Raw genomic sequence first — 15,662 nt, forward strand, 5'->3', positions numbered from 1 at the left:
CATAAAATCACAAAATATCACATTAAGTGGGCTTGGCGACGAGGCAAGGGATCTGCTGCGCGGCGAGCGACGCCTTCATCTGCCGCGGCGGAGGCGTGTCGACGATCACCCCCGACGGCGCGTGGGTCCAGGTGATGCGCGCCGGGCCGGCGCGGCCGAATTTGCCATGATCGGCGATGAGGTAGCTCTGCCGCGCGATGTCGATCATGACCGACCGCGTCTCGGCGGCGAGGCGCGAAAACACCGTGACGTCGCCTTCCATCGTGATCCCGCCGACGCCGACGAACACCAGGTCGACGCGGTGGCGGGCCAGCGCGGCGATGACGTCGACGCCGACCGTCGCACCGTCGTCCGGGTCGACCTCTCCGCCCAGCACGGTGACCTTCAGGCCGGCGCGGCTCAAAAGGAGAGCGTCCACCAGCGAGGTCGCGCAGACCGAGACGTCCTTCGGCGGAGACGCCGCGAGCGCGACCGCGACCGCATGGGTGGTCGCGCCCGAATCGAGCAGGACGACCATGCCCGGCTCGATCAGCGCGGCGGCGGCGCGTCCGATCGCGGTCTTGCCGGCGGCGTTCTCACGAACCCGCTCGGCGTAGGGCGGCTCGCCGACGCCCCGCTTGAGCGCGCCGCCGTGGACCACGTCGAGACGGCCTTGCGCCGCGAGCGTCTTGAGATCGCGCCGGATGGTCTCGCGCGACACGCCGAAGCTCTCGGCGAGCGCCTCGACGCTGACGGAGCGCTCCGCGTCGACCCGATCGAGAATGTCGTAAAGCCGCTTGGCGGCGATGGGGCGGGACATGGAAGGAACGCTCTCCGAACGGAGCCGGCAGTGTGGAGGACGGACCCGAGCGGTGGCAACAACGCCAGCGGAGGCGAGCCTTACGCGGAAGCTTGCATGCTCCGCGCGGCGCGCCGCAGCGCCTGGGGCGGATGGCCGTAGGCGCGCAGAAAAGCGCGCCGCATGCGGTCGGGATCGACGAAGCCCGCCTCCTGCGCGATCGCCTCGTTCGACAAGCGTCCCGCCTCCAGCATCTGGCGCGCGGCCTCCACCCGCAGGGTCTCGACCGCCTTGGCGGGCGACTGGCCCGTCTCGGACCGGAAGGCCCGGCTGAACTGCCGAGGGCTGAGCCTCGCCGCCTCCGCAAGCCTTTCGACCGAGAGATCGATCGCGATGTTCTCGCGCGCGAAGGCCAGCGCCGTCTGGATGCGGTCGGAGGCGGGCTTGAGCTCCAGCATCGCGGAGAACTGCGACTGCCCGCCGGCGCGCAGATGGTAGACCACAAGCCGCTTGGCGATGGTGCGGGCGACCGCCTCGCCGACGTCGGCCGCGACGAGCGCGAGCGCGAGGTCGATGCATGCGGTCATGCCCGCCGAGGTCCAGACCCCGCGGTCCTCGATGAAGATCCGGTCCTCCTCGACCTTCACCTTCGGGTAGCGGCGCTGCAGGTCGCGGGCCCGCGCCCAATGCGTCGTCGCCCGCCGCCCGTCGAGCAGGCCGGCCTCCGCCAGGAAGAAGGCCCCCGTGCAGATGGACGCCGTGCGGCGCGAGGCGGAGGTCGCCTCCTTCAGGAACGCGAGCAGGCCAGGCGTGCTCGGGCGGTCGCCGAGACCCCCAGTCATCATGACCGTGTCGAAGCCAGGCGCGCCGAACGGCCGGCTGTCCACCCCGGCGCCGAACGAGCTCGCGATCACGCCGCCGGTCTCCGACAGCACCTCGATGGCGTAGGCCGGTTCGCCGAGCGCGTCGTTCGCGAGCTCGAACACCGTGCCCACCGCAAGATCGAGGGCTTGGAAGCCCGGAAAGATGATCAGCCCGACGGTGCGCGTCATGTCTCGAAAAGCCGGATAAATGACATTTGAGACATAGCGGTACGCGCCTAGCCTTCGCTCGTCAAACGAGCTTCGACGAGGAAAAGCACATGGCGAACACCGCCACCAAGGGAACGGCGCTTGTGACAGGCGCGTCCTCCGGCATCGGCGCGGTCTACGCGGACCGGCTGGCGAAGCGAGGCTATGACCTCGTCGTCGTCGCCCGAGACGAGACCCGCCTCGCGGCGCTCGCCGAACGCCTAGTCGCCCAGACCGGCGTGACGGTCGAGCCGCTCAGGGCCGATCTCAACGTGCAGGCCGACCTCGCCGCCGTGGAGCGCCGCCTGCGGGACGACGCTGGCGTTACGCTGCTGGTCAACAACGCCGGGGTCGCCGCGGTCACGCCGGTGGTCCACACCGAGGTCGACCAGCTCGACGCCATGGTGCGGCTGAACGTGGTCGCCGCGACCCGCCTCGCGGCGGTCGCCGGCTCCGCCTTCGCCGCCCGCGGCGCAGGCTCGATCATCAACATCGCCTCGGTCGTCGCCCTCGCGCCGGAATTGCTGAACGGCGTCTACAGCGCCTCGAAGGCCTACATGCTCGCCCTCACTCAGGCCATGAGCCACGAACTCGCCTCGTCCGGCGTCCGACTGCAGGCGGTGCTGCCGGGCGTGACCGCCACAGAGATCTGGGAGCGGGCCGGACACGGGTTGGAGAACCTTCCGGCCGAGATGGTGATGGGCGTCGACGAGATGGTGGACGCGGCGCTCGCGGGCTTCGACCAGGGCGAACTGGTCACCATCCCGGCGCTGCCGGACCTGGCTCAATGGGAGACGCTGGAGACCGCCCGCAAGGCGCTCGCTCCCAACCTCTCCCGCAACCACGCCGCCGACCGGTACCGGTCGGGCCTCACGGCGGCGGCCTAAGGGAGAGCGGCCATGTACGACGTCGACATCAACGGCAATGTTCTGAAAGCCGACGCCGAGCCCGGCACGCCGCTGCTCTGGGTGCTGCGCGACACCCTCGGGATGACCGGCACGAAGTACGGTTGCGGCATCGCCCAGTGCGGCGCCTGCACGGTGCTCGTCGACGGGCAGGCGACGCGCTCGTGCCAGTTCCCGATCGAAGCGGTCGAGCAGTCGAAGATCACGACCATCGAGGCCATCACCGAGGACGAGGTCGGCCGCAAGGTCGTCGAGGCTTGGGTCGCCGCACAGGTTCCGCAGTGCGGCTATTGCCAGTCTGGCCAGGTGATGGCCGCAACGGCCTTGCTGAAGGAGACGCCCAAGCCGACCGACGCCGACATCAGCGACGCGATGAGCAACCTCTGCCGCTGCGGCACCTACAACGCGATCGCCGCCGCCGTGCGGCAGGCCGCGGCCTGAGGAGGCGACGCCGATGAACGCTCACTCGCCTCTCGATCTCGACGCCGCCACGCTGCTTCCCACGCCCGACGGCGTCTCCAACCTCTCCCGACGCCGCTTCCTCGGCGTCGCCGCCGGCGCGCTGGTGCTCGGCGTCGCGCTGCCGACGGGCAAGGCGGCGGCGCAGGCCGAGGGGGCCGGAGCGATCGCGCCGAAGCCAGGCACCCGCGTTCCGGCCTTCCTCGAGATCCGCGCCGACGGCATGGTGAAGCTGCTCAGCCCCTTCATTGAGGGCGGCCAGGGCATCAACACCGCGCTGGCGCAGATCGTCGGCGAGGAGCTCGACGTGACCCCTGAGCGCTTCATGGTGGAGTGCGCGCCTCCGGGTCCGGACTATGCGCTCGTCAACGGCCTCCGGCTCACCGGCGGCAGCTTCTCTACGCGATCGAGTTACGCCGCGATGCGCCGGCTCGGCGCGACCGCGCGCGAGATGCTGATCCGCGCCGCCGCCGCCAAGCTCAAGGTCCAGGACGGCGAACTGACGACCGAGGACGGCAAGGTGGTCCACGCCGCCTCCGGCCGTTCGATCGGCTACGGAGAGCTCGCAGGCGAGGCCTTGCTGCTGCAGCCGAAGGAGGACGTTCCGCTCCGCGACCCCAAGACCTTCCGCTACATCCGTCAGCCGGTCGCAAGACTGGACGTGCGCGACAAGTCCACGGGGCGCGCGGTCTACGCCATCGACCAGAAGGTCGAGGGCATGCTCTACGCCGCCGTCCAGCATGCGGCGGTGTTCGGGACCGAGCCGAAGGCGCTTCTCAACGAAGCCGACGTCAAGGCGATGCCCGGCGTGCATTCGGTTCACCGGCTGCCCGGCGCGATCGCTGTCACGGCCGACACCTGGTGGCGCGCCCGCAAGGCCGTGGGGGCGCTGAAGGCCGACTGGTCGGCGCCGGCGGCGCGGGGCGTCGACACCGTCTCGGCCGCGTTCTCGTCGGAGACCATGCTCGCGGCCCTGAAGGCGTCGTCGGATCCGGGGCTCCCGTCCGAGACCGAGGGCGACTCCGACGCGGCCTTCGCAAAGGCCGCGAAGATCATCGAGGCGGACTACGACGCGCCCTATTTCGCGCACGCCCAGCTCGAGCCGCCCTCCAGCATCGCGCGCTTCAACGCGGACGGAACGCTCGACCTCTGGGTGCAGAACCAGATGCCCGAACTGTTCCAGATGATCGCGGGACAGACCGCCGGCCTCACTCCGGACAAGGTGAAGATCCATTCGCCGCTGCTCGGCGGCTTCTTCGGCCGGCACTTCATGTACGGCCCCGCGAACCCCTTCCCGCAGGCGATCCTGCTTGCGAAGGCGACGGGCCGGCCAGTCAAGGTGCTGTGGTCCCGGGAGGAGGAGTTCCTCAACGACGCCGTCCGGCCGCTGAGCTTCAGCCGCTTCCGCGCCGCGCTCGACGGCGCGGGAAACCCGACCGCGCTCGACGTCCGCACCGTCGGCGAGGGCCCGATCGGCCGCTGGTTCGGATCGATCTTCAAGGCGCCGGTGGATTCGTCCGCCGTCGAGGGCATCGTCGAGAAGCCCTACGCCATCCCGAACCGGAAGATGGCCTTCGCCAAGCTGCCTCACCCCGTCACCATCGCGTTTTGGCGGTCCGTCGGGCATTCGATGAACGACTTCTTCTACGAGAGCTTCCTCGACGAAATCGCAGCCGCCGGAAACAACGACCCCTACGCGCTCCGGCTCGTGCTGCTGAAGGACAAGCCGCGCCATCTGACCTTGCTGAAGACGGTCGCCGAGCTCTCCGGCGGTTGGACGCGCGGCCCCTACGAGGTCGACGGGGTGAAGCGCGCCCGCGGCGTCGCCATGGCCTCGCCGTTCGGGTCGGAGACCGCGACCATCGCGGAGGCGTCGGTCGAGGACGGCGCGGCGCGCGTCCACCGGCTGTGGATCGCCATCGACCCCGGCTCGATCGTGAACCCCGCGATCGTCAAGGCGCAGGTCGAGTCCGCCGCGGCGCTCGGGCTCTCCTCGGCCCTGTTCGAGCAGGTCGTCTACAAGGACGGCGTCCGGCAGCAGAAGAACTACGACAGCTACAAGATCCTCGCGCGCGACCACATGCCGGAGGTCCATGTCGCGATCGTCGAGAGCGGCGCGCCCATGGGCGGCATCGGCGAGCCGGGCCTTCCCGGCGTGCCGCCCGCGGTCGCCAACGCGCTGGCGGCGCTGACCGGCGAGCGCATCCGCAGCCTGCCGATCGCCAAAGCGAAGCTGTCGGGCGTATGAGCACGGCGGCGGTTCCGGCGTCGACGCCGGCCTCGCTTGCGCTCGACCCGCGGACGCTGGCGCTCCTCAACGACCCGGTCGCGCCGCTGATCCTGCGGATGGCGTGGCCGAACCTCGCGGTCATGCTGCTGCAGGCCTCCACGGGCCTGATCGAGACCTACTGGGTCGGGCGGCTCGGGCCGGACGCGCTCGCCGGCATGGCGCTGGTGTTCCCGCCCTTCATGCTGATGCAGATGCTGTCCGTCGGCGCCATGGGCGGCGGCGTGTCGTCCGCCGTGGCGCGGGCGCTCGGCGCCGGACGCCGGGAGGACGCCGACAAGGTCGTGTCGCACGGCGTCGCGCTGTTCGCCGGCTTCGGCCTCGCCTTCTCCGCGCTGATGCTCGCGTTCGGCGAACCGTTCTACCGCCTCTCGGGCGCGGAGGGCGGCGCGCTCGAGGCGGCGCTCGCCTACTCCAACGTGGTCTTCGCCGGCACCGTGCTGCTGTGGGTCATGAACGCCCTCGCCAGCGCGCTGCGCGGCACCGGCGACATGTTGGTTCTGGCCGGCGTCGTCTGCTTCGGCGTCGTCCTGATCGTGCCGCTCTCGCCCCTGCTGATCTATGGGTTCGGCCCCCTCCCCGGCCTCGGCGTCGCCGGCGGCGGATGGGCGATCGTGACGTTCAACGCGCTCGGCTGCGGCTTCCTGCTGTGGTACGCGCGCTCCGGCCGCAGCGTGGTGCGCCTCAGATGGTCGCCGCTCGAATGGCGCCCCATGGCCGAGATCCTGAAGGTGGGTGCGCTCGCCTCGCTGACCTCGATCCAGACCAACCTGATCTTCATCGTGGTCACCGCTTTGGTCGGCCACGCCGCGGGGGCCGCGGCGCTCGCGGGCTACGGCACCGGCGCGCGGCTCGAATACCTGCTGATCCCGCTCGCCTTCGGCTTCGGCGCCCCGCTGGTGCCGTTGGTTGGCACCAACGTCGGCGCCGGCGCGGTGGAGCGCGCGAAGCGCATCGCCTTCACGGGCGCGGCGCTCGCCTTCGTCGCCGCGGAGCTCATCGGCGTCGCGGCGGCGCTTGTCCCCGCAGCTTGGCTTAGCCTGTTCGGCGCCGACGCCGCGATGATCGACGCCGGCGCGGCCTATCTCCGCATCGCCGGTCCGGCCTACGGCTTCTTCGCCTTCGGCATGGCGCTCTACTTCGCGGCGCAGGGCGCGGGGCGGCTCGGCAAGCCGCTCGCCGTCACGCTCATCCGGACGCTGCTCGCGATCGGCGGCGCGGCTCTCGCCTTCGTCTGGGCCGCTCCGCTCTGGACGATGTTCGCGGCGGCGTCGCTCGCGCTGGTCGTCTACGGCGTCGCGATGGGCCTTCTGACCATTGGCGCGGACTGGGGCGCGGCCCACCATGGCGGCTTCGTCCGGCCTCGCTCGAGCGAGCGTCGATAGCGCGTCGATAGCACGGAAATGACCCGGCCTCAGGGTGAGCCCGCCGCCGCTCGGCGCCTGAGCGACCTGATGGCGCACCGTCCCGATGGAACGCCGGACCGGCGTGGGGCGACCGCGCCCCGAAGGCCGCCACGTTTGCCAAGCCGAGGCCGGCAATCTCTGCTAACAGGAAGGGACGCGGACACATTCGCCCCGACGGCAGCATCTCGTCAGCGCCCCCTCCCTCGTTTGAAAGCGCATTATGCTGATCCGCTACGGCTACGAGATCAATTTGCACTGTCATGCGCCGACGCCCATGGTCTGCCTGCTCGCCGTGCACGACGACCGCACGGCCGACGTGCGCGCGCCCGAGAGGGTCTTCACGACCCCGATCATCCCGACGACCACCTACCGCGACCTGTTCGGAAACCGTTGCCGGCGGTTCGTGGCGCCGGCGGGCGACTTCACGCTCTGGGGCGACGCCACGATCGAGGACAGCGGCCTGCATGACGAGGCCGTCCTCGACGCCGCGGAATGGCCGGTCGCCGACCTGCCGGACCAAACGCTGGTCTACCTCATGGGCAGCCGCTACTGCGAGACGGACGAACTGAGCCAGGCCGCCTGGGATCTGTTCGGGCATCTCACGCCGGGCTGGGGCCGCGTGCAGGCGGTGTGCGACTTCGTCAACCAGCACATCGCGTTCGACTACCAGCAGGCGCGCTCGACCCGCACGGCGCTCGGCGCCTTCAAGGAGCGCGTCGGCGTGTGCCGCGACTTCGCGCATCTCGCCGTCGCGCTCTGCCGCTGCCTGAACATCCCGGCCCGCTACGTCAACGGCCATCTCGGCGACATCGGCGTGCCGGTGGTCGATCCCATGGACTTCAGCGCCTGGATCGAGGTCTATCTCGGCGGCGCCTGGCGCACCTTCGACCCGCGCAACAACATCCCCCGCATCGGCCGCATCGTGGTCGCCCGCGGACGCGACGCCGCGGACGTCCCGCTGATCAACTCGTTCGGCCCGCACACCCTGACCTCGTTCAAGGTGTGGACCTACGAAGTGGACCAGGCGCCGATCTACTGAGCGGCGCCTGCCGCCCGGCTAAATCCCAGGCCCGAAGAACCGCTCGTCCTGCCGCCGCCGCATCACGTAGAGCGGCGCCGCCTCGTCCATCTCCAGGTCGCCGAGCGTCACCGAAGCGCCGGCCGGAAGGTCGCGCCGCAGGCGGCGTCCCGCGATGAGGTAGTACGGCGCGGGGCGTTCGGCGCCGAGCGGCGCGGCGTCGATCAGTTCGGGTCCGACGCCGTCGATGGTGTGGTGATGGCCTTCGGCCGCGAGCAGCGTTCCCTTGGCGAGCGGCTTGGTCGTCCGGCCGACGAGGTCGACCACAGGAGTCGGCGTCCCGCCGACCGAGACGCCGTTCACCACCGCGTCGAGCAGGCTGATCGGCGCCTCGACGCCGAGCAGATGGCGCGGCAGCCAAAGCATCGCGGCGTCGCCGCCGCGGCTCATGGTGTGGCCCTTGCCGGCGAGAATGCCCCAGGTCTCGGCGTCCTCGCACCGCACCACCACGAACACGCCGCCGGCGAAGGAAATCTCGCCCGGCGCCCGCAGGCAGTTGAAGACGTCGAGACGGCGTCCGCCCGAGAGCAGGCCGCCCCGCGCCTGCTCCTCGAACACGGTCGCGACCTCCTGGATGCGGGCGATCGGCACGTGGAACGGCGCGACGTCCGGCTTGAGGCCGGTGGCGTTCGCGACCACCGCCATCTCGCAGAGGTCGGGCACCGCCCGCTGCGGCAGCGCCGCGGCGCCCGCCGCCCGTTCGGCCACGACCTCCGCGACCGCGCGGTCGCCAAGCTCCCACGTCGCGCCGAAGCCCGGCGCGTCCGCGGCGCGGTCCTCGCTCGTCAGTCTCTCGGTCGCGGGATCGAACACGAAGTCGTACTCGCTCGCCTTGCCGGCGGAAATGATCGGCAGCCCGAGCGTCTCCGCCCAGGTGACGAGCCCGATCAGCAAGGCGGGCTGGTCGCCGTCGACCGGCGTGCAGACCAAGCCGCGTTCGGCCGCGACCGCCGCAAGGTAGGAGCCGACGACGGAGTCCGTCTCCTTCGTGACGAGCGCCACGTGCTTGCCGGCCTCGAGGCTCGCCAGCGCATGGACGGCGCCGGCCTCCGGGTGGCCGCTCGCCTCGACCACGATGTCGATGGGCAGGCCGAGCGCGACGTCGAGGTCGCCCGCGGCGACGAGGCGTCCCGACTCCCAGGCCGCATTGGCCTCCGCGCGCGTCTCGCAGAGCGCGATCGCGTCCTCCTCCGCCCCGGTGGCGCGGAACGCCTCCGCGGCGCGCGCGGCCGTGACGTCGATCGCCACGCGCACGCTCATCAGCTTCATGCGTCCGCCCTGGGCGAGCAGCGAGCGCCCGAAGGCGCCCGCGCCCACAAGGGCGACCTCGATCGGGCGCTCGGCCCGCGCAAAACGACGGTGGCTGTTCATGAGGCTTTCGCGATCCCGGATGCGTCGAGGGCGGCGGGCCGCGGGCGGTAGATCCGCGCCGCCGCGTCGTGGAACATCGCGCGTTGGTCGGCGGCGCTCCACGGCGCGGCGATCTCGCGGAACCCGTCGAAGATCTCGCGGTAGCTCGCGAGCATGCCGTCGACCGGGAAGTTCGATCCGAACATCGTGCGCTCGGGACCGAACAGCTTGAGGATCGTCGTCACGACCTCGGCGTTGTCCTCCACCGTCCACGGCCGGCCGGCGATGCAGAGGCCGGAGATCTTGACCGCGACGTTGGGCCGTCTGGCCAGCGCGGCCATGCCCGCGGCCCAGCCGTCGAGGGTCGCGCGCGCGCGGTCGCCAGGCACGCCGGCGTGGTTCACGATCAGCGTCGTGTCGGGGAAGTCGCGCGCAAGCTCCGCGGCCTCCGCGAGGTTCCACCACGGCGTCTGCAGGTCGAAGTGCAGGCCGTTCGGCGCGAGCAGGGCGTAGCCCGCCCGCCAGCGCTCGTCCGACATGGTCGTCCGGCGGCCTTCGGCGACCTCGGCGGGCGAGTTCGCGCCGACCGGCTTGTGGCGCACGCTGCGCACCAGCGGAAAGGCGGCCTGGCCTGCGAGGACCTCCGCGACGTCGTCGCGGTCGAGCCAGGCCTGGGCCACCATCGCGTTCGGCAGGCCGCAGGCGTCGGCGATCCCATGGACGTAGGTCGTCTCGCCGATCGGGTCGGCCGGGCTCCACTCCGCCTCGACATAGACCGTCGCGACGATGTTGACGCCTTCGGCGTCGCGGCGGAGGTCGTCCGGCAGGTAGTCCCGCTTGATGGCGCTGTAGTCGCCGTAGCGATGCGGCACGAGCAGGTCGCCCGAGAGCCAGGGGTAGTCGTTCCTCTTCGGCTCCCAGACGTGGTGGTGGGCGTCGATGATCGGTCCGTCGTAAAGGCGCGCGTTCATGCCCCCGCCTCCTGCAGGACCGGCTGCGGGCCATGCGGCCGGAAGTCGATGACCAGCGAGCCGATGAGATAGACCAGCGCGCAGAAGGCGAAGTAGGCGATCACGGCGTCGAAGCCGCCGGTCCACTGCACCAAGAGGCCGATCAGCAAGGGGGCGGCGATGCCGCTCGAGGTGCCGGCGAAGTTCATGACGCCGCCGATCAGTCCGATGCGCTCCTTCGGGGCGAGCATGGCGGGGATCGTCCAGTACAGGCTGCCGAAGAAGTGGAACATCACGGTGACGGCGAGCAGGGCGACCGCGCTGACCGGATCGGTGACGTAGGGCAGCGCGAGCAGGCCCGCCAAGGCGACCGACCCCGACAGGCCGAACAGGATCTTGAACGCCACGTCGCGCGGCAGGCGCTTCTGCAGCCAGTCGGCGAGCGTGCCGGAGACGATCGCGCCGACCGCGCCGGCCGAGAAGATCGCGAAGGTCGCGTAGCCCATGCCCTTCAGGTCGAAGCCGCGGGCGGCCGACAGGTAGTTCGGGCCCCAGGTCACGAGGCCGAAGAAGATCATCGTCCAGCCGATCCGGCCGCAGATCATCGCGACGAAGGTGCGGCGGGACATGTGGCGCTCCTCGTCCGCGGCCCCGACGAGAGCCGCGTTCTTGGCCGCGATCGCCTCGAGCTCGGCCTCGTTCACGTCCGGATGCTGCTCCGGGCGGTTGCGGATCTGCCAGATGACGACGGCGCCGACGACCAGCGTGAGCAGGCCGACCGTGAGGAAGGCCAGACGCCAGGATCCGAAGAAGACGATGAGGGCGGAGAGCAGCAGGCCGCCGAAGGCGGAGCCGAGCGGCGCGCCGGCGTCGATCAGCGTGATCGCCCGGGAGCGTTCGCCGACGGGCATCCAGGCCGCGACCACCTTGCTCGCGGTCGGCATGTAGGGCGCCTCGAACACGCCGAGGCCGATGCGGGCGAGCATCATGGTGACGCCGCCGGTGGCGGCGGCGGCCAGGCACTGGAACGAGCCCCAGAGCGCGGTCGCCCAGCCCAGCACCTTGCGGCCGCCCCAGCGGTCCGCCGCCCAGCCGCCCGGGATCTGGAAGCCGCAGTAGGTCCAGAAGAACGACGACAGGATCAGGCCCTGCATCGCGGGCGAGAGGTTGAACTCCTTGCCGATCACGGGCAGGCCGACGGACAAGGCGATGCGGTCGATGCAGTTGATCGTGTAAAGCACGAACATCAATGCGACGACGCGCCAGCGCACGTTCGTCGGACGGGCTGCGCCCGCCGTGGAGACAGTGGAAGCCATGACGTACCCTCCCCAGCGGCCCCCTCGGTTCGAAGTGGGAGGCCATTTTTGGTATACCAAAACTGACCCAATGCGGCGGCGGCGTCAACATCCGTTACAATGTGCTCTACCCTCCGGCGTGCGAGCCTGATCTCCATGCGATTTTTCTGGTATACCAATGAGTGACACGCGGATCGCCGCCCGTCAGCCGGAGGCGGAGGCCGCGCCTGCGGGGTCTCCGCTCGCGGCGCACGTCGTCGAGCGTCTGCGGGACCTGATCGTCACGGAGGAACTGCCGCCGGGCGCGCCGCTGCGCGAGCGGGCGCTGGCCGAGCGTCTCGGCGTCTCCCGCACCCCGCTCCGGGATGCTCTGAAGGCCCTGGCGACGGAGGGGCTGGTGACGATCGAGCCGAAACGGGGCGCCGTCGTCGCGCCCTTCTCGGAGGCGGCGGTCGCCGAGAAGCTCGACGTGCTGGCCGCGCTCGAGGGCTTCGCGGGCGAGCGCGCGGCGGACGAGGCGACGGAGGCCGAAATCGCCGAAGTGCGGGCGCTGCACCACGACCTGCTGGCCGCCTTCGAGCGCCGCGACCGCGCCGCCTACTTCCACCTGAACCAGGCGATCCACCGCGCCCTGGTCGCGGCGGCGCGCAACGCGACCCTGACGGCGCTGCACGCCCAGCTGAACAGCCAGCTCTACGCCTACCGCTGGCGCGGCAGCGCGGACCTGACGCTCTGGACGACGGCGATCGCGGAGCACGCGCAGCTGGTCGATCTGCTCTCCCGCCGCGACGCGGCCGGGCTGTCGGCCGCCCTGCGCGCGCATGTGGGCAGCACCTGGCGACAGCTCCGGCGCAAAGGTAATGCGGTCGGACGCCCTCAGGCCGAAGCGAGCGTCGGCGACTGAAGCGCCGTGTCCGACCCGATCTTCCGCCGGGACGACCCCCAGGGGTACGTCAGGCGTCCGTCGGGGTCCGCTTGGACGCCCGGGGCTTTCGCGCCGCCTTGGCCGGCGGCGCCAGCCTGACCCAGGCCGGCGCATGGTCGCTGGCGTGCTCCCAGCCGCGCACCTCGCGGTCGACTCCGGCCTCCGTCAGCCGGCCCGCGACCGCGGGGCTCAGGAGCAGATGGTCGAGCCTGAGGCCGGCGTTGCGGCCCCAGGCGTTCCGAAAATAGTCCCAGAACGTGTAGATGCGCTCATCCGGATAGAGCGCCCGGATCGCGTCGAGCCAGCCCTGGTCGACCAGCTCCCGGAACGCGTCGCGGATCTCCGGCCGGAACAGCGCGTCGTCGGTCCAACGCTCGGGCTTGTAGACGTCGAGCTCCGTCGGCATGACGTTGAAGTCGCCCACGAGCGCCATCGGAACGTCGGCGGCGAGCATCTCGGCAGCGTGCGCCGTGAGGCGCTCGAACCATGCGCGCTTGTAGTCGAACTTGGGGCCCGGCGCGGGATTGCCGTTGGGCAGGTAGAGGCAGCCGATCAGGACGCCTTGCACGGCCGCCTCGATGTAGCGGCTCTGCGCGTCGTCGGGGTCGCCCGGCAACGCGCCGCGGGTCTCGATGGGGTCGGCGCCGCGGGCCAGGATGGCGACGCCGTTCCAGCTCGTTTGCCCGCGCCAGACCGCGCCGTAGCCCGCCGCGGCGATCTCGCGGACCGGGAACTTGCCCTGCGGCGCTTTCAGCTCCTGCAGGCACACGACGTCGGGCTGCGCCTGCTCCAACCACCGCAGGAGGACGGCCAGGCGGCCGTTCACGCCGTTGACGTTGAACGTCGCGATCTTCATCCGTCGCCTGGGCCTAAGCTGCGCACCCAGCGCGAGATAGGTCCCGGACGGTCGACGGCGAGCCCCGCGGCGCAGAGCTGAACGGCTGAAAGACCCGCTCGCGCGAGCGGGTCTTTCAGGACGCGTCCCTCAAACTCCGGCTGGCTCGCCTTACCGCCCTACGCCACCAGGAAGTCGGCGGCGGAGAGCGACGGGGAGGAGGTCAGCGTCGCGAACAGCAGCGCCGCGGAGCCGCCGACGCCGTCGGCGTCGTAGAACAGCGAGCCCGTGCTCGAGTCGTAGAGGATGTGGTCGTCCGCATCGAGCGCGATCGAGCCGAGGACGAACGAGCCGGCGGCGAGCGCGCCGACCCCGAGCGCAGTGAAGACCTTCGAGCTGAGCTCGATCGAATCTTCGCCGGAGGTGAAGTCGGAGATCACCGCCGCGCTCTTCCGCACGTCGACGGTGAACACGAAGGTGTCTTCGCCAGCCCCGCCGGTGACGGTCTTCGCCCCGGCGAAAGCGTCGAGACGGTTGTCGCCGTCGGAGCCGATGAGGTTCCGGACGTACCGGTTCGCCGTCAGATCGGCGTCGGAGCCGTCCGCGGCGATCAGGGTTTCGACCGCGACGCGGGTCCCAAGCTTGAAGTCGGCGGAGGCGACGATCGTGTCCGCGCCCTCGCCCGCCGCTTCGATCACCGTGTCGCGCGCGTTGTCGACATAGTAGGTGTCGTCGCCCAGGCCGCCGCTCAGGGTGTCCGCGCCCAGGCCGCCGTCGAGCGTGTCCGCGCCGGCGCCGCCCTCGACCAGGTCCGCGAAGGCGCTGCCGACGTAGACGTCGTCGCCGTCGCCGCCGATGAAGTGCTGCGCGCGGCTGGCGATGAGGTCCTCGAACGTCGAAGCGTCGCCCGCGCGCGCCGCGGCGTGCAACAGGTGGACGGGGTTGGACGACCCGGCGCCAGGGGCGACGTCGAGGCCGAGGCCCGTGATCTTCAGCGCTTCGTAGAGGTTCTGGATCAGGCCGGCGGAGCCGACGCCTTCCGTGCCGGTGGTGTCCGCGGTCCAGGCCCCGAACGTCAGGCTGTCGAGCGCGCCGGTGATGCCATGGCCATACTGGGAGCCATGGTGGATGAAGTCGTAGGCGAGCTCCTCGCCGCCGAACACCAGGCGCGCGTCGGTGGCGACGCCGCCGACCGTGTACTGGTACGCGAGCTGGTCGCCGTTCATGTAGTAGGTGCCGCCGAAGGCCTGGTCCGGCGTGCCGCCATAGAACTTGTAGGCCGCGCCGGTGGCGACGCCCGCGAAGAAGTCGGCCAGGAAGGTGGTCATGTCGACGCCGGTCGACGCGCCGCTTGCGTCCAGCGTCAGCATCCCGCCCGCCGCGATCGTCGAGGCGTCGAGAGCGCCGTCGGCGAATTCGAGCTGCTCGACGTCGACGAGCTGGTCGGCGCCTTCCGAGGTCGCGCCGGTGCGCAGGTCCACGACGTGCACGACGCCCGCTAGGTCGCGGGTGATCGCGTAGTCCGCCCGGTTGCCGCTGTAGACCGCCGTGTCGACGCCGCGGCTGCCGTAGATCTTGTCGTCGCCGCCGCCGCCGGTGACGCGGTCGTCGCCCGCGTTGCTCCGGATGACGTCGTTGAACGCCGTGCCGACATAGACGTCGTTCCCCCGCGATCCGAGGAAGGTCTGCGCCTCGGAGTCCAGCGCGTCCGCATAGGTGTCGAAGCGCGCCTGGTCGCCGGAGGCGCCGTACATGTGAGCAAGCGCGAAGTTGTGCACCGGCCCGGTCGCCTCGATCCCGACCGCTTCGGCGTTGTCCGCCGGGACCGGGTTGCTCAGATCGAGGCCCGTGATCGTCAGGGCGACGTTTCCGCCGGTGAAGTAGCCGTCAGCGTCGTAGGAGCCGTCGCCGATCGTGCCGTATTCGATCGTGTTGATCGTACCGGCCACGGTGTGCGTTCCGAACGCGTATTCGACCTGGCCATGCGCGAGCACGTACTTCGACGTCGCCTCGGTCCCGTAGCCGATGAACATCTCTTCGCCGGTGAAGGCGCTGCTGTTGTCGAACACGGGGAAGCCGGAGCCGGTCGTGTCGGCGACGAACTGACCGCGGACGTAGGCTTCGAAGTCGATGCCCGTGGCGTCGAAGACCGCCGATTTGGCGTTGATCGTAATCATGACAGCTCCTGAAAGGGCGGATGTGCCGTAGCGTCGAGATGAAAAGCGCGATCAGATCGTGCGAAGCCGCCGCCAGACCCGCTGCGCCTTCGGCGCGCGGCGTCCGGTCATGGAAGCTGTGCCCTAAAAACGAGCGAGGCCGGCGGA

The 15,662-nt window shown here is 70.7% G+C and carries 13 protein-coding genes; 6 read left to right on the forward strand and 7 right to left on the reverse strand.

Annotation, left to right across the window (positions count from 1 at the left end; genetic code table 11):
* Nucleotides 1-22: 22 nt before the first annotated feature.
* Together K244_RS0111095 and K244_RS0111100 are read right to left on the reverse strand one after the other, a co-directional pair.
* Nucleotides 23-799, reverse strand: coding sequence for a DeoR/GlpR family DNA-binding transcription regulator (locus K244_RS0111095; RefSeq protein ID WP_020186337.1), 777 nt, complete (start codon nt 797-799; stop codon nt 23-25).
* 80 nt (nt 800-879) lie between these two features.
* A complete protein-coding gene (locus K244_RS0111100; protein WP_020186338.1) occupies nt 880-1,830 on the reverse strand; it encodes a GlxA family transcriptional regulator in 951 nt (316 codons plus the stop codon).
* Nucleotides 1,831-1,919: 89 nt separating this feature from the next.
* On the opposite strand from K244_RS0111100, the gene K244_RS0111105 reads away from it, so the two are divergent.
* The 5 genes from K244_RS0111105 (at nt 1,920) to K244_RS0111125 (ending at nt 7,944) form a co-directional block, all read left to right on the forward strand.
* Nucleotides 1,920-2,735, forward strand: coding sequence for an SDR family oxidoreductase (locus K244_RS0111105; RefSeq protein ID WP_020186339.1), 816 nt, complete (start codon nt 1,920-1,922; stop codon nt 2,733-2,735).
* A 12-nt stretch (nt 2,736-2,747) separates the two neighbouring features.
* Nucleotides 2,748-3,194, forward strand: a complete 447-nt coding sequence (locus K244_RS0111110; RefSeq protein ID WP_020186340.1) for a (2Fe-2S)-binding protein — start codon at nt 2,748-2,750, stop codon at nt 3,192-3,194.
* A 13-nt stretch (nt 3,195-3,207) separates the two neighbouring features.
* A complete protein-coding gene (locus tag K244_RS0111115; protein WP_020186341.1) occupies nt 3,208-5,460 on the forward strand; it encodes a molybdopterin cofactor-binding domain-containing protein in 2,253 nt (750 codons plus the stop codon).
* Complete coding sequence (locus tag K244_RS0111120) at nt 5,457-6,884, forward strand: MATE family efflux transporter (RefSeq protein ID WP_020186342.1); 1,428 nt, start codon at nt 5,457-5,459, stop codon at nt 6,882-6,884. Before K244_RS0111115 ends, K244_RS0111120 begins: the two co-directional genes overlap by 4 nt.
* Nucleotides 6,885-7,125: 241 nt before the next feature.
* Nucleotides 7,126-7,944 carry a transglutaminase family protein gene (locus tag K244_RS0111125; RefSeq protein ID WP_020186343.1) on the forward strand — a complete coding sequence of 273 codons (819 nt, stop codon included), beginning with the start codon at nt 7,126-7,128 and terminating at the stop codon, nt 7,942-7,944.
* An 18-nt stretch (nt 7,945-7,962) separates the two neighbouring features.
* Here the strand turns inward: K244_RS0111125 and K244_RS0111130 are convergent, their stop codons facing one another.
* Genes K244_RS0111130 through K244_RS0111140 form a run of 3 tightly spaced genes read right to left on the reverse strand, consistent with a single transcriptional unit; the run spans nt 7,963 to nt 11,599 of the window.
* Nucleotides 7,963-9,354 carry a hypothetical protein gene (locus K244_RS0111130; RefSeq protein ID WP_020186344.1) on the reverse strand — a complete coding sequence of 464 codons (1,392 nt, stop codon included), beginning with the start codon at nt 9,352-9,354 and terminating at the stop codon, nt 7,963-7,965.
* Nucleotides 9,351-10,304, reverse strand: coding sequence for an amidohydrolase family protein (locus tag K244_RS0111135; RefSeq protein WP_020186345.1), 954 nt, complete (start codon nt 10,302-10,304; stop codon nt 9,351-9,353). The genes K244_RS0111130 and K244_RS0111135 overlap by 4 nt, the downstream gene beginning before the upstream one ends.
* On the reverse strand, nt 10,301-11,599 hold the full coding sequence (locus tag K244_RS0111140) for an MFS transporter (protein ID WP_020186346.1): 1,299 nt from the start codon (nt 11,597-11,599) through the stop codon (nt 10,301-10,303). Before K244_RS0111140 ends, K244_RS0111135 begins: the two co-directional genes overlap by 4 nt.
* A gap of 157 nt (nt 11,600-11,756) precedes the next feature.
* Here K244_RS0111140 and K244_RS0111145 point away from each other — a divergent pair, with 157 nt between their 5' ends.
* Complete coding sequence (locus tag K244_RS0111145) at nt 11,757-12,482, forward strand: GntR family transcriptional regulator (protein WP_020186347.1); 726 nt, start codon at nt 11,757-11,759, stop codon at nt 12,480-12,482.
* A gap of 49 nt (nt 12,483-12,531) precedes the next feature.
* Here K244_RS0111145 and xth read toward each other — a convergent pair whose 3' ends face one another.
* Nucleotides 12,532-13,359 (reverse strand): exodeoxyribonuclease III, encoded by an 828-nt coding sequence (gene xth, locus K244_RS0111150; protein ID WP_020186348.1) that lies wholly within the window; start codon nt 13,357-13,359, stop codon nt 12,532-12,534.
* Between the two features lie 158 nt (nt 13,360-13,517).
* Nucleotides 13,518-15,515 (reverse strand): calcium-binding protein, encoded by a 1,998-nt coding sequence (locus K244_RS22695; protein ID WP_020186349.1) that lies wholly within the window; start codon nt 15,513-15,515, stop codon nt 13,518-13,520.
* Nucleotides 15,516-15,662: the final 147 nt, after the last annotated feature.

This window comes from Methylopila sp. 73B (assembly GCF_000526315.1).
Taxonomy (GTDB): Bacteria; Pseudomonadota; Alphaproteobacteria; order Rhizobiales; family Methylopilaceae; genus Methylopila.